The 14,160-nt window shown below is 60.1% G+C and carries 13 protein-coding genes and 1 pseudogene; 5 read left to right on the top strand and 9 right to left on the bottom strand.

The genetic code is table 11. From position 1 onward, the window contains the following. Window positions 1-92: 92 nt before the first annotated feature. Both ACYZT1_RS14380 and ACYZT1_RS14375 read right to left on the bottom strand, forming a co-directional pair. Entirely contained in the window at window positions 93-1,058 is a 966-nt protein-coding gene (locus ACYZT1_RS14380; RefSeq protein WP_462015380.1) for a 2-hydroxyacid dehydrogenase, read from the bottom strand. 177 nt (window positions 1,059-1,235) lie between these two features. Beyond that, window positions 1,236-1,619, bottom strand: a complete 384-nt coding sequence (locus tag ACYZT1_RS14375) for a tautomerase family protein (protein WP_462015379.1) — start codon at window positions 1,617-1,619, stop codon at window positions 1,236-1,238. Window positions 1,620-1,905: 286 nt separating this feature from the next. Between ACYZT1_RS14375 and ACYZT1_RS14370 the strand changes: the two genes are divergently transcribed. Then, window positions 1,906-3,186: a serine/threonine transporter gene (locus tag ACYZT1_RS14370; protein ID WP_462015378.1), complete on the top strand. Its 1,281-nt coding sequence runs from the start codon at window positions 1,906-1,908 to the stop codon at window positions 3,184-3,186. 90 nt (window positions 3,187-3,276) lie between these two features. Here the strand turns inward: ACYZT1_RS14370 and acnB are convergent, their stop codons facing one another. Further along, window positions 3,277-5,886 carry a bifunctional aconitate hydratase 2/2-methylisocitrate dehydratase gene (gene acnB, locus ACYZT1_RS14365; protein ID WP_462019250.1) on the bottom strand — a complete coding sequence of 870 codons (2,610 nt, stop codon included), beginning with the start codon at window positions 5,884-5,886 and terminating at the stop codon, window positions 3,277-3,279. Between the two features lie 411 nt (window positions 5,887-6,297). Here acnB and ACYZT1_RS14360 point away from each other — a divergent pair, with 411 nt between their 5' ends. Continuing rightward, window positions 6,298-6,768, top strand: a complete 471-nt coding sequence (locus ACYZT1_RS14360) for a DUF1289 domain-containing protein (RefSeq protein ID WP_462015377.1) — start codon at window positions 6,298-6,300, stop codon at window positions 6,766-6,768. A 78-nt stretch (window positions 6,769-6,846) separates the two neighbouring features. Here ACYZT1_RS14360 and ACYZT1_RS14355 read toward each other — a convergent pair whose 3' ends face one another. Next, window positions 6,847-7,710: a universal stress protein gene (locus tag ACYZT1_RS14355; protein ID WP_462015376.1), complete on the bottom strand. Its 864-nt coding sequence runs from the start codon at window positions 7,708-7,710 to the stop codon at window positions 6,847-6,849. Between the two features lie 157 nt (window positions 7,711-7,867). Between ACYZT1_RS14355 and ACYZT1_RS14350 the strand changes: the two genes are divergently transcribed. Next, window positions 7,868-8,482, top strand: a complete 615-nt coding sequence (locus ACYZT1_RS14350; protein WP_462015375.1) for a MiaE family protein — start codon at window positions 7,868-7,870, stop codon at window positions 8,480-8,482. A 12-nt stretch (window positions 8,483-8,494) separates the two neighbouring features. On the opposite strand, the gene ACYZT1_RS14345 is transcribed toward ACYZT1_RS14350, so the two are convergent. From ACYZT1_RS14345 to ACYZT1_RS14325, 5 genes and pseudogenes are all read right to left on the bottom strand, one after another. Beyond that, window positions 8,495-8,899: a PaaI family thioesterase gene (locus ACYZT1_RS14345; RefSeq protein WP_462015374.1), complete on the bottom strand. Its 405-nt coding sequence runs from the start codon at window positions 8,897-8,899 to the stop codon at window positions 8,495-8,497. A 126-nt stretch (window positions 8,900-9,025) separates the two neighbouring features. After that, window positions 9,026-9,153 (bottom strand): annotated as a pseudogene (locus ACYZT1_RS14340) (GFA family protein); the annotation flags it as partial. 39 nt (window positions 9,154-9,192) lie between these two features. After that, complete coding sequence (locus ACYZT1_RS14335) at window positions 9,193-9,813, bottom strand: DNA-3-methyladenine glycosylase family protein (RefSeq protein ID WP_462015373.1); 621 nt, start codon at window positions 9,811-9,813, stop codon at window positions 9,193-9,195. Window positions 9,814-9,852: 39 nt separating this feature from the next. After that, entirely contained in the window at window positions 9,853-10,983 is a 1,131-nt protein-coding gene (locus ACYZT1_RS14330) for a bifunctional transcriptional activator/DNA repair enzyme AdaA (protein WP_462019249.1), read from the bottom strand. A 123-nt stretch (window positions 10,984-11,106) separates the two neighbouring features. Continuing rightward, window positions 11,107-12,003 (bottom strand): DMT family transporter, encoded by an 897-nt coding sequence (locus tag ACYZT1_RS14325; protein WP_462015372.1) that lies wholly within the window; start codon window positions 12,001-12,003, stop codon window positions 11,107-11,109. Between the two features lie 100 nt (window positions 12,004-12,103). Here ACYZT1_RS14325 and ACYZT1_RS14320 point away from each other — a divergent pair, with 100 nt between their 5' ends. After that, entirely contained in the window at window positions 12,104-13,435 is a 1,332-nt protein-coding gene (locus tag ACYZT1_RS14320) for an aminotransferase-like domain-containing protein (RefSeq protein ID WP_462015371.1), read from the top strand. Window positions 13,436-13,569: 134 nt separating this feature from the next. Then, on the top strand, window positions 13,570-14,157 hold the full coding sequence (locus tag ACYZT1_RS14315; RefSeq protein WP_462015370.1) for a LysE family translocator: 588 nt from the start codon (window positions 13,570-13,572) through the stop codon (window positions 14,155-14,157). The last annotated feature ends 3 nt before the right edge of the window (window positions 14,158-14,160 follow it).

Genomic DNA, 14,160 nt, shown 5'->3' with positions numbered 1-14,160 from the left:
CCGCACCCTCAGTGCCCACAACCCTGTTCAGCCCTTATAGGTGAGCGTGTTGCCGGGCAATCATTGCTTTTGATACGCCTGTTTGAATTGTCCTACAGGACCGCCTGGCTTTCCGCTGCCGGCAAGTCGATCGGGGTCAGGACCGGTTGTCCGGAGAAGAATGCGGCCAGGTTACGGCCGACCAGTTCGACGGTGCCCTTGGTGGCTTCCGGCGACAGACCCGCCACGTGCGAGGTCAGAATCACATTGCTCAACGCCTTGAGTGCGTCCGGCACTTGTGGTTCGCGATCGAAGACATCCAGCGCTGCCCCGGCGATGCGACGCTGTTCCAACGCAGCAATCAGATCGGCCGTCTGCACAACACTGGCGCGTGCGATGTTCACGATGAACCCGTTAGGGCCCAGCGCGTCCAGCACCGGCCGGTTGATCAGGTGCCGGGTGCCCAGGCCGCCGGGAGTGGCAATGATCAGGAAGTCCGACGCGCGGGCCAGTTCAGTGGGGGTCGAGCAAAATGTGTAAGGCACATCGCTGCGAACCTGGCGGTTGTGATAGCAGACCTTCATGTCGAAACCGTTGGCGGCGCGTTTGGCGATGGCCATGCCGACCGCGCCAAGGCCCAAAATGCCCAGGTGCTTGCCGGCCAGCGAAGGTCGCATGATCTTCGGCCACTCGCCGCGACGTACGGCAGCGTCACAGCGGGCAATGTCACGCACCAGTGAAAGCAGCATCGCCATGGCGTGGTCGGCCACTGAGGAGGCGTTGACACCAGCGCCATTGGTCACGGTGATGCGCCGGTCGGACGCGGCTTGCAGATCGACGTGTTCGTAACCGGCGCCGATCACGCAAATGATCTTGAGCGAGGGCAGGGCGGCCATTTCATCGGCAAACAGACCCAGCGGGCCGCGGGTCAGCACCGCATCGATACGTGCCCCGTGGGTGGCAATGGCCTGAGCGCGTTCGGCAGGAGTGGGTGCCAGAATCAGGTGAAAGCCCTGATGTTCGAGAATCGGCAAATAATCGTTGATGGTTTCAACCAGTACCAGAACAGTTGCGGGCATGCTGGGCTCCTGTGGCTCGAAATCCGTTGAAATCGCTGGCTGGAATGCGCTTTGGCAATGAGCAGAGATCACGGCGTCAGGATGATCATAGCGGAACGGCAGCGGAAGGTTTTCGCACGGCGAAAAAGTTCTCCCGCCACTTTCAACTTCTGCGGGCAGCGGTTCGGCGGTTGAATGTCAGAGCGCGTACTGGGCGATGCCGTTGCCGAACGACCAGTTTTCTTTTTTCACTTCAACCAGGCTAATGAAAACGTCTTCAAGTCGCACCGCCAGTTGCGCATTCAGGCTCTCGGCAATGGTTTTGTAGAGCAGCTTTTTCTGGTCGACGGTTCGACCCTCGCTGAGGGTGATTTGAATGATCACCAGATTGTCGCTGCGCTGGATGCCCAGGTATTGCGGGTCGTAGATGAAGTGCTGTTCATCATGTTCGGTAAGAATCTGGAAATTGTCATTTTCCGGAACATTGATAGCGCTGTGCATGGCGGCGAAAATCAATTGGCCGATGCGCTTGGCGTAAGTGGGATCGTCTTGCTGTTTGATACTGACGCGGACCAGGGGCATGGCAGGAACCTCAGTGGGATGAAGACGGTTTTATAAATGCATGACCGCAGGCAGATATCAAGCGCGCTGCTGTTTGGCGACTGGATGCGATCGCCGCGCTTGCGCCTACGGGGTTGTAGTGACGCAGTCGAATCTGATCCGCAGCACCGCTCCTCAGCCAAGTCTTTGCTTCTGTTCATTTATCCCGGACAATCGCGCCCCTGTTTCGACCGGGACGCTGCCTGTCGGATTTTTCCGACTCGTCCTGGCCGGGTAGCAACTGACCGGAATGCGGAGATCCCACCGGATGAATGATCAGGCCAATAGCGTCGACGAACGCTATGTAGCGGCGACTCCAGCGACATTGACCCGCTGGAATCGCCATGACACCACCTGGATGCTCGGCCTGTTTGGCACGGCAATCGGTGCCGGCACGCTGTTTTTGCCGATCAACGCGGGGCTGGGAGGTTTCTGGCCGTTGCTGGTTCTTGCCGTATTGGCGTTTCCGATGACGTTTTATGCGCACCGTGGCCTGACTCGCTTCGTTTTGTCCGGGCGCGAGGGCGCGGACATTACCGAAGTGGTCGAGGAGCATTTCGGCATCAAGGCCGGTGCGTTGATCACCTTGCTGTACTTCTTCGCCATTTTCCCGATCCTGTTGATCTACAGTGTGGCGCTGACCAACACAGTGGGCAGTTTCCTCGAACATCAACTGCACATCACGCCGCCACCGCGCGCGATTTTATCGCTGGTTCTGATCCTTGGGTTGTTGGCGGTGGTGCGTTGCGGCGAGCAGGTGATCGTCAAGGCCATGAGCCTGATGGTGTATCCGTTTATCGTCGCGTTGCTGTTTCTGGCGGTGTTCCTGATTCCGCACTGGAACGGCGGCATCCTCAGCACCGCCACCACCTTGCCGGAACCCTCGGCGCTACTGCATACGCTGTGGCTGGCGATTCCGGTGATGGTGTTCTCGTTCAACCATTCGCCAATCATCTCGGCGTTCGCCGTGGATCAGAAGCGCCGTTACGGTGAGCACGCGGAAGAACGCAGTTCGCAAATCCTGTCGCGCGCCCATGCGTTGATGGTGGTGATGGTGTTGTTCTTCGTGTTCAGCTGCGTGCTGACCCTGTCGCCGGCGCAACTGGCGCAAGCGAAGGCGCAGAACCTGTCGATCCTGTCGTACCTGGCGAACCATTTCAGCAATCCGACTATTGCTTTTGCAGCGCCGCTGATTGCGTTTGTGGCGATTTCCAAGTCGTTTCTCGGGCATTACATCGGTGCCAGTGAAGGCTTGAAGGGTTTGATCGTGAAGAGCGGTAAACGCCCGGCACCCAAGACCCTGGACCGTCTGACGGCGGCGTTCATGCTGGTGGTTTGCTGGATTGTAGCGACCTTGAACCCGAGCATTCTGGGGATGATCGAGACACTGGGTGGGCCGATCATTGCGGCGATTCTGTTCTTGATGCCGATGTATGCGATCCGCAAAGTGCCGGCGATGGCACGGTATCGTGGACAGGCCTCCAATGTGTTTGTAACGGCGGTGGGGCTGGTGGCGATTTCGGCGTTGATTTATTCACTCAGCGCCTGATGGATCTGCAGAACCCCCGACATCAAGCATCAAGGCAAAAAAAACGCCGCTCATCTCACGATGGGCGGCGTTTTTTATTGCTGTGAAACCTTACGCTTGGACCAACGGAATGTTGGCGTTCGCTGCCGCTTCACGGAATTCGGCGATCTGGTCGAACGACAGGTAGCGGTATACATCAGCCGCCATGCTGTCGATCTTGCCCGCGTATTCCATGTACTCCTCGACTGTCGGCAAGCGACCCAGGATGGAAGCGACCGACGCCAACTCGGCCGAAGCCAGGTAAACGTTCGCGCCGTCACCCAGACGGTTCGGGAAGTTACGGGTCGACGTCGACACCACGGTCGAATTCGGCTCGACGCGTGCCTGGTTACCCATGCACAGCGAGCAGCCTGGCATTTCCATGCGCGCGCCAGCCTTGCCGTAGATGCCGTAGTAGCCTTCTTCGGTCAGTTGGTGAGCGTCCATCTTGGTCGGCGGCGACAGCCACAGACGGGTTGGCAGCTGACCTTTGACCTGGTCGAGCAGTTTGCCGGCAGCACGGAAGTGACCGATGTTGGTCATGCACGAACCGATGAACACTTCGTCGATCTTCTCGCCAGCAACGCTGGACAGCAGACGGGCGTCGTCCGGATCGTTCGGCGCGCAGAGCACAGGCTCCTTGATGTCGGCCAGGTCGATTTCGATGACTTCGGCGTATTCGGCGTCGGCATCGGCAACCATCAGCTCCGGGTTGGCAACCCAGGCTTCCATCGCTTGAGCACGACGTTCCAGAGTACGAGCATCGCCGTAACCTTCGCCGATCATCCAGCGCAGCAGGGTGATGTTGGAGTTCAGGTATTCGGTGATCGACTCTTTCGACAGCTTGATGGTGCAACCGGCCGCCGAACGTTCGGCCGAGGCGTCGGACAGCTCGAAAGCCTGCTCGATGCTCAGGTTGTCCAGGCCTTCGATTTCCAGAATGCGGCCGGAGAAGGCGTTCTTTTTACCTTTCTTCTCGACCGTCAGCAGGCCAGCCTGAATCGCGAAGTAGGGAATGGCGTGGACCAGGTCACGCAGGGTGACGCCCGGTTGCATCTTGCCTTTGAAACGCACCAGGATCGATTCCGGCATGTCCAGCGGCATCACACCGGTGGCGGCAGCGAAGGCAACCAGACCGGAACCTGCCGGGAACGAAATGCCCATCGGGAAGCGGGTGTGCGAGTCACCACCGGTGCCGACGGTATCCGGCAGCAGCATGCGGTTCAGCCAGCTGTGGATAATGCCGTCGCCCGGACGCAGGGACACGCCGCCGCGGGTCATGATGAAATCAGGCAGTGTGTGGTGGGTAGTCACGTCGATCGGCTTTGGATAGGCCGCGGTGTGGCAGAAGGACTGCATCACCAGATCGGTCGAGAAGCCCAGGCACGCCAGGTCTTTGAGTTCATCACGGGTCATCGGACCGGTGGTGTCCTGAGAGCCGACGGTGGTCATTTTCGGTTCGCAGTAGGTGCCAGGACGCACGCCTTTGCCTTCCGGCAGACCGCAGGCCTTGCCGACCATTTTCTGTGCCAGGGTGTAGCCCTTGCCAGTGTCGACAGGTGCTTCAGGCAATTTGAACAGATCGGTAGGGCCCAGGCCCAGTTCGGCACGTGCCTTGTCGGTCAGACCGCGACCGATGATCAGCGGGATACGGCCGCCGGCGCGAACTTCGTCCAACAGGACCGGGGTCTTCATTTCGAAGGTGGTCAGGACTTCGTCGGTGCCGTGTTTGCAGACTTTGCCAGCATGCGGATACAGGTCGATCACATCACCCATGTTCATGTTGGTGACGTCGAATTCGATCGGCAGTGCGCCGGCATCTTCCATGGTGTTGTAGAAGATCGGAGCGATCTTGCTGCCGAAGCAGAAGCCGCCTGCACGCTTGTTCGGCACGTACGGAACGTCGTCGCCGAAGAACCACAGCACCGAGTTGGTGGCGGATTTACGCGAAGAACCGGTACCGACCACGTCACCGACGTAGGCGATCGGGAAGCCTTGACCGCGCATTTCTTCGATCTGCTTCATCGGGCCAGTTACGCCCTGGGCGTCAGGCACGATGCCTTCGCGGGCCATTTTCAGCATGGCGAGAGCGTGCAGCGGGATGTCCGGGCGGGACCAGGCGTCCGGAGCAGGCGACAGGTCGTCGGTGTTGGTTTCGCCGGTGACCTTGAACACACGCAGGCTGATCTTGTCGGCCAGCGTCGGGCGATTGCGGAACCACTCGCCGTCAGCCCACGACTGGATCACGCCCTTGGCGTGTTCGTTGCCGTTGCGGGCTTTTTCCGCGACGTCGTGAAACGCATCGAACATCAGCAGGGTGTGTTTGAGCTGAGCGGCCGCCACGGCAGCCAGTTCTTCGCTGTCGAGCAGGTCAACCAGGGTGACGATGTTGTAGCCGCCCTGCATGGTGCCGAGCAGTTCTACAGCGCGTTTCTTGTCAATCAGAGGGGAGGTGGCTTCGCCTTTGGCGAGTGCAGACAGGAAACCGGCCTTCACATAAGCCGCTTCGTCCACGCCAGGTGGAATGCGATTGGTGATCAGGTCAACGAGGAAAGCTTCTTCGCCAGCCGGGGGATTCTTCAGCAGCTCGACCAGGCCTGCAGTTTGTTCGGCGTTAAGCGGCTGGGGAACGATACCCAGTGCTGCACGCTCTTCGATATGTTTGCGGTAGGCTTCAAGCACAGTTATTACCCTCATCAGTGGTCCCAAATGGGTGTCCGGGACGCTCATCCCGAAATGGCCGTACTCATGCACTGCAGGGCGTTTTGGGCCCGTTAGCCAGAATTACCCGACCATTCCTTACAGAAGCTGCTTTCAAAGTTTTACGCCTGCAGAACGGGGAGCTGATGAGGGTTGGCGCTGGATTTTTCCCCGCTGGAAAAACCCCTCGCCAACACCGCTCTGAAGGAACGACTGTGCTCGTGACGCTTTGAAAACAGCTTCAAACGGACATTGGCGCCTTAAAAGGCTGGCTGATTCTACGGCAAAAAAAATTTAAAGGTAAGTGAGGGGCCATTGGACTTTGGTGGGTGATGAATGTCGGACAAAGGGCTAACATGCCGACCTGTTCTGCTTTTTCGTGCTTTTCTACCTATGCCCAATCAGACCATCAAGACCCCCTGCGTCGGCCTGTGCTCCACTGTTTACGGTGACCTGGTCTGCCGCGGCTGCAAGCGTTTCCACCACGAAGTGATCAACTGGAATGGTTACAACGAGGAAGAAAAACGCGCGGTGTGGTTGCGTCTGGAGCAATTGCTGTCCCAGGTGATGGCCAGCAAACTCGAGGTTTTCGACCCCCAGCGCCTGCGTCTGCAGCTGGAACAGCGCAAAATTCGCTTTGTGCCCCATCAGTCGGAATATTGCTGGGCCTATCAGCTGATCGCCCGCGGCGCGCGAGTCATCAACAATCTTGAGGCTTATGGCATGGTGCTGATGCCGGAGTTTCGCGAGTGGAACTTGCCGGAGCTGCGGGATGCGATCGATCGGGAGTTCTTTCTGCTCTCCGAGGCGCATTACCAGCGCTACATCGCGCCGGGGTTTCTCAAGGATGCCTTCGGCGGCTGAAGGCATCGCGGGCAACATGCGTACAAGGTGTGGGAGCGCGGCTTGCCCGCGAAGGCGATCCACCAGGCGCCGCACATCTCAGTGCTGGGTAACGATCTCCTCCAGATGATCCATGATGGTGTCCGGCTTCAATACCAGCACATCACTTTCCAGCGTATCCAGCACCACCTCCGCCGTATTACCGATCAGCGCCCCGGACAATCCGGACCGTGCCACGGTGCCGATCACCGTCACCGCCGCCCCCAACTTGTGGGCGGTGAAGGGAATCAACACATCCGCCGGTCCTTCGGCGATGTGCAGGTGATCATTATCAATGTCGAATTCCGCCTGAAATGCCTTGCACTGCTCGCGATAGCGCGCCTCGATGGTTTCGCTGAGCTGCAAGGTCGGATCGGACGCCGACAGCATCGGTGAAGGATGGGCGCTGATCACGTGCAGGTGCGCCTTGGCCAGGCTGGCGATGTCATAGCCGTGATCGACAATGGTGGCGTGCAGCGTGCGGTGTTCTCCGTCAGTATTGCCGACGTCGATCGCCGCCAGAATCACGCCGCCCGTCCACGGCCGGGACGTCTTGACCAGCAATACCGGTGCCGGGCAATAGCGCAGCAGTTTCCAGTCCGCCGGGGTCAGCAGGGCCTTCTTGAGCGATGAATCAGGGAAGTGCTGCTTGACCACCAGCCCGCAGCCTTCGGCTTGCTGCACATCGACGATGGTTTCATGCAGGCTTTCATTCCACGCTTGCTCGGTGGTGACACTGTAACCATCCTCAAGCAGCCCGGCTTTGAGCACACTGAGCATGGCGCTGTGATCATGCTTGCGGTCGCAGACCAGCAGATGCAGCTGGGCCTGAGTCACACCGGCAATCAATTTCGCCCGTTTAAGCGCAAGGCTTTCCGGATGTTCAGGTTCGATGACCACCAGAATGCTGCGAATGGCTTGCATGATCGGCATCTCCAGAAGGGAAAAACTCGGCGTTGAACAACTATAGTTGCTGGGCGCGCATCCGGGACTTGATGCCTATCAACGGTCGCGACTGGTGGTCTGGCGGCAGGCCGGTATAATCGCCGCCCTTCGTATCAGACCTTTTGCCGTGAGCCCCATGATCCTTCCCGAAATCCACGAGTTCCTCGGCTGCCGCACCCCCGATGGCTGGGTTCAGGCCGCATTGGCCGATCAGGAAACCCTGCTGATCGACCACAAGAACTGCGAATTCAAGGCCGCCAGCACTGCGTTGAGCCTGATTGCCAAGTACCACAGCCACGTCGACCTGATCAATCTGATGTCGCGTCTGGCCCGGGAAGAACTGGTGCATCACGAACAAGTGATGCGCCTGATGAAAAAGCGCAAGGTCGAACTGCGTCAACTGTCCGCCGGCCGCTACGCATCGGGCCTGCGCAAAGTGGTGCGCAGCCATGAGCCGGTGAAACTGGTCGATACCCTGGTCGTCGGCGCCTTCATCGAAGCGCGCAGCTGTGAACGCTTCGAAGCCTTGGTGCCGCATCTGGACGAAGAACTCGGCAAGTTCTACTTCGGACTGCTGAAGAGCGAGGCGCGGCATTTCCAGGGTTATCTGAAACTGGCTTACCAGTACGGTGATGCCAGGGACATCGCTCAGGTGATCGACAAGGTCCGCGCCGCCGAGCAGGAACTGATCGAATCGCCGGACGTGGAATTTCGTTTTCACAGCGGCGTGCCGATGGCTGCGTCCGCTTAACCGACCGATCCCTCAGCGGGCGTCCACCGGCACCAGAATCGCGTCACCGGTTGCCACCAGTTTCAGTTGATCAACGCTTTGCGCAAACAGCTCGGCGCGGGCGAACACCTGCTTCTTGCCTGCCTTCACCACGTGCCCTCGGGCAACGAATACTTCGCCGACGGCCGGGGCCAGGCAATTGACCGAAAAATGTGAAGCCAACACATTACCGGCCACCGTCCCCGCCGCGAAGCCGCAGGCGGTGTCGAGTAGCCCGCCGATCAGGCCTGCGTGCAGAAACCCTGCATATTGCGCCATGTCGGCGGGGCGAAAAACCAGGGTCAGTTCGACTTCGCCACGCTCGGCGCGAGTGACGTCAAAACCCGCCCAGCGATTGAAGGCTGAGGTTGAGTTGATCTGTTTGAGTGTGTCGAGCATGTCTAATCCCTCCGGTTGAGGCATCAACATGCGCCCGAGTGGGCGGGAAGTCATTGTCGATCAGGGAAGGTGATGGGCCTTTGGGTTTTTCGTGAATGCCGACGGGCTGAAATTAATTAATTCAACTTTGCGGCCGCGCACCTTCATGCTGGTGGCATCGCCAGCGATGTTGATCGCATAACCATCCCCGCCCTGGATTTTGCGACAGATCGAGCAGTAGCAGGGCTGGTAAGGGAAGGGTGGGCGCTGGTCAGGCTGAATGAAACAGCGCCGCGGCGGCAGGAACTCGCGGTTTATCGGTTCGGCACACGCCACAAATACCACGCCGCCACCGTCCGATACGGGCTCCACGCCAGCCCGGTCTCGATCATCTGCTTTCTGCCCGGCTGCTTCTCCAGCCCTTTTAATCGCCGATAGCCTTCGCGCACGCCAAAATCGTCCGCCGGCAAGATATCGGGCCGCTCCAGGCTGTAGATCAGCAACATTTCGACCGTCCAGCGACCGACCCCGCGCAAGGTGATCAAGCGCTCGATCAACGCCTCGTCTTCCATGGCCAGCGCCGTCGGGTAATCCGGCACCACGCCGTCCAGAGTGGCTTGGGCGATACCCTGGATAGTCGCGATCTTGCTCGCGGAAAAACCGCAGCCGCGCAGTTGGTCGAACCCTGCGGCCAACACTTGCTCGGGACGCGGGAATGAATCTCCCGGGAACAACGCCAGCAGCCGCTTGACAATTGCATTCCCAGCTTTGGCATGCAGTTGCTGATAAGCAATGGCCCGCACCAGCGATTGGTAGGGATCGCGAGCGGGATGCGGCTGATGCAGGCACGGGCCAATGGCGGCGATGTGGTGATTCCAGTCGTCGTCGATGCTCGACAGAAATTCACTGGCAGGCAAATACGGATTTACGGACAAACCTTGCTCCTGAGGTGAGGGTGGAATGTGAAAGCACGCTCAGAACAAGTCCCCTGTAGGAGCAAAGCTTGCTCGCGAAGACGCCGTCACAGTCTGCCCGGCTTGCCCGATCTGCACCGCCGCTTTCTCAAGCCTGAGCAGAAACGCCTTGCGCGGTTGTCCGCCACCATAGCCCGTCAGCGAACCATCCGCACCGATCACCCGGTGGCAGGGCACGATGATCGATACCCGGTTATGCCCGTTGGCCAGGCCCACTGCACGACTGGCGCCCGGCTTGCCCATTACCGCGGCAATGGTGCCGTAGGTGCTGGTTTGACCGTAGGGGATTTTCGCCAGCTGCGCCCAGACTTGCCGGGCGAATTCGCTGCCCGGCAAGTGCAGGGCGACGGTGAACTCACTGAGTTCGCCGGCGAAATATCGCGCCAGTTCTGATTCGACCTGGCCCAAGTGCTCGTTGTGACCGGGTGCCACGGCGTAACCGTAGCGCTGTTGCAAGGCTTCGACTTCACGGGTCAGTGCCGGCCGATCGAGAAATTCCAGCAATACTAGACCGCGCCGCTCGGCCATGGCGATCATCGGGCCTAATGGCGTGGTCAGCCGGCTGAACAGCAACGGCTCGCTGGTGCCAGCGCGACCGGGGGTTATGTTGAAGGATCTTTGAAACGCATGCCGAAAACCGCTCAGGGATTCATATCCGGAATCGAACGCCGCGTGGTCAATCGAGTTGCCCTGCCTGATCCCGCCTAACGCCATGCCGAGGCGCCGGGTGCGGAGCCAGGCGTGAAAGGTCATGCCGAAATGTTGCTTGAACCAGCGTCGCAGTTTCAGCGGCTCGACACCTTCGGCGAGCAACTGCGCATCGCTCCAGCGCACTTCGGGATTGGCGTCCACCGCGCTCAGCAGTGTCTGCACCCAGTCCGGCGCAATGGCCGCAGCGTCCAGCGGTTTGCAGCGCAGGCAGGCGCGATAGCCGGCCGACAGGCAGTCATCGGCATGGGCGAAAAACTCGACATTTTCCGGCTTCGGCTTGCGCGCCGTGCAGCTGGGACGACAGAAGATGCCCGTGGTTTTCACCGCCGTAAAAAACACCCCCTCGTAGGCGGTGTCCCGTTCGAGCATGGCGCGAATCATCTCGGCATGGGGCGGAAGTGCAGCGTTTTGTAGGTTCATGGAATGAGCATAAGTCGGGTTGCGCAAGTGCTCCACCGAAAAATCGACAGGCAATTCTGACTCGCTTTCAGGTGTTCGCGATCAACCATGCATTCAGGCACCGCGGTAGTCGTAACGGGTCGACTACCTGGCGAACCTCTTCGCGCCTGCCACACAGAGAATGACCGCCAGCGTCACCACCAGCATCCCCGGGCTGACCTGCTCGTGCAGCAATGTGGCCGCCAGCGCCAGACCGAAGAAGGGCTGCAGCAGCTGAAGTTGACCGACAGCGGCGATCCCGCCTTGTGCGAGCCCGCGATACCAGAACACGAAACCGATCAACATGCTGAACAGTGAGACGTAACCCAGGCTCAGCCACGCGGGCGTGCTGATCCCGCTGAATGACGCAGGCGTGAGCAGGCCGGTCAACATCGCCATCACCGGCAGCGACAGCACCAGCGCCCAGCAAATCACCTGCCAGCCGCCGAGTGTTCTGGACAGTTTTGCACCCTCGGCGTAACCGAGCCCGCACGCCAGAATGGCCAATAGCATGAGCAGGTCCCCGGCGGGTGAGGCCGTCATTCCTTGCGACAGAGCAAAACCGCACACTAGCAGACTGCCCAAAATGGAGAACACCCAAAACACCGGACGAGGTCGCTCGCCACCGCGCAAAACGCCGAACGCGGCAGTGGCGAGGGGCAGCAGACCGACAAAAACAATCGAATGCGCGGACGTCACGTACTGCAGCGCCAACGCCGTCAGCAGCGGAAACCCGACCACCACGCCAAGGGCAACGATGAGCAGTGGCAGCCATTGATCACGAGTAGGGCGCCGCTGCTTGAACAGCCACAGCAGACACAGCGCAAGCACCCCGGCGATGGTCGCACGGGCGACGGTGAGAAAAACCGGATCGAATTCCAGCACCGCCACGCGCGTGGCCGGCAGCGAACCGCTGAAAATCAGCACGCCAATCAAGCCATTGACCCAGCCGCTGGAGGTCTTCTCGCGGGTCTGGCTGTCCAGTCTGGTTGCTCGTTCCATGGCGGCGCTCACGTGAAGGATGTCGATAGGGGGTTGCCTTGAGCGCATGGTATGGCCGACTATCAAGACAATCAAAAAATTGTCATGGATACATCTCGATATGCCGCGCGCTCGTTATAAATCGCTGGTGGATGCCTACGCCGCCGACATCCGCTCGGGACGGCTGCCACCGGGCACTCGCCTGCCCACTCACCGTGAACTGGCCGCCAACGAGAAGCTCGCGCTGGTGACCGCCAGCCGTGTGTATGCCGAGCTGGAAGCCATGGGGCTGATCAGCGGTGAAGCCGGCCGCGGCACTTTTGTGCGCGAAACGTCGCTGGCGCCCAATCATGGCGTCGACCAGCCCGACGTGGCGGCTGGTGTGTTCGACCTCAATTTCAATTACCCGGCGTTGCCTGGGCAGGCTGACTTGCTGCGCAGCGGCTTGCGTCAACTCGCCCTGTCCGGCGACCTCGAGTCGCATTTGCGCTACCAGCCCCATTCCGGTCGCCTGCATGAACGAGCTTCGGTGGCCAACCACTTGCGCACACGCGGATTGTGCGTGCAGGCCGAGCAGGTTCTGATCGTCAGCGGCGCGCAACATGGGTTGGCAGTGACGATGATGGCCTTGCTCAAACCGGGTGATGTGGTCGCGGCAGACGCATTGACCTATTCGGGGTTCAAGGTACTGGCCCAGGCGCTGCATCTGGAACTTGTGCCCATCGCTGCCAACGACACCGGGCCGGATCTGGATGCGCTCGAGGCCCTGTGCCGGCGTCGACCGGTGCGGGCCGTCTATTCCATGCCCACGCTGCACAACCCGCTCGGCTGGGTGCAGAGTGGGACATGGCGGGATCGACTGGTTTCGATCGCACGTCTGCACAACCTGTTGATCATCGAAGACGGCGCCTACGCGTTTCTCGCCGAGGACCCGCCGTCTCCGCTGGCTCATCTGGCCCCGGAGAGGACGGTTTATGTGTCGGGTCTGTCGAAGAGCGTTGCCACGGGGCTGCGCGTCGGCTTCGTCGCCGCGCCGACAGACCGCGTGCCGGCACTGGAGCGCACGATCCGCGCCACCACCTGGAACACGCCCGGCGTAATGACCGCGATTGCCTGCGCATGGCTGGACGATGGCACCGTCCAAACACTGGAGGCGCAAAAGCGTGCAGATGCTCAGGCGCGGCAAGCGCTTGCCAGGGAGATTCTGACGGGGTTGCCTTACATCAGCCATCCGGCTTCGTACTTTTTATGGCTGCCCTTGGGTGAGGATGCCCGAGCCGACCAGATCGTTGTGGCATTGATGCAGGAGCAGGTAGCCGTTTCGACGGCCGACCCTTTTTCCATCGCCGCCAGTGTTCCCCATGCGATCCGGCTGGCGCTGGGGTCGGTGGACATGGCTTCGTTACGCACCGCATTGATCGCGGTGAAGCGGGTAGTGGGGGCTTATGCATAGGGCGAAGGACTTCGCCCCGGACGCAGCCTTCGGCAGCTGCTACGGAGGCTTCGATGATGGGGAGTTTTGTTCAATACCCATTAATGCCAGTTCGCTACATTGGGCCCGTGTTCAACGGATAGAGCGGGTGTGCGATGAGTGTATTGGTGTCGATGGCGGCGTTCGCATTGGTGGCATCGATTACGCCGGGACCGGTGAACATCGTTGCGTTGAGTTCCGGCGCGCAGTACGGCTTTCGTGCCAGTCAGCGACACGTGGCCGGGGCAACACTGGGTTTTGTGTTGCTGCTGGTCCTCATGGGGCTGGGGTTGCATCAGGTACTGATCATGTGGCCGGTGTTGACCCAAGTGGTGCAGGTGGCGGGCGTCGCTTTTCTATTGTTCATGGCCTGGAAACTGGCGTCGGACAACGGTGAGCTGGAAAGCACAGAGGCCGGGACGGCGCCGTCGATGCTCTACGGTGCGATCATGCAGTGGCTTAACCCGAAAGCCTGGCTGGCGTGCGTCGCCGGCATTGGCGCGTTCGTTGCGGATGGCGATACGCGGCTGGTGTGGCAGTTTGCGGCGGTGTACCTGGTGATCTGTTATCTGTCGGTCGCCTGCTGGGCGTATGCGGGGACGTTCCTGCGCGAATACCTGAACAATCCCCGAAACCTGCGCTGGTTCAACCGGACGATGGCCGTGTTATTGGCCATCAGCGCCGGGTACCTGCTGTATTCCTGAACC

It is taken from the genome of Pseudomonas sp. PB3P13, assembly GCF_054897735.1.
The sequence above is the reverse complement of the archived record's forward strand: the minus strand, read 5'-3'. Positions and strand labels throughout refer to the sequence as shown.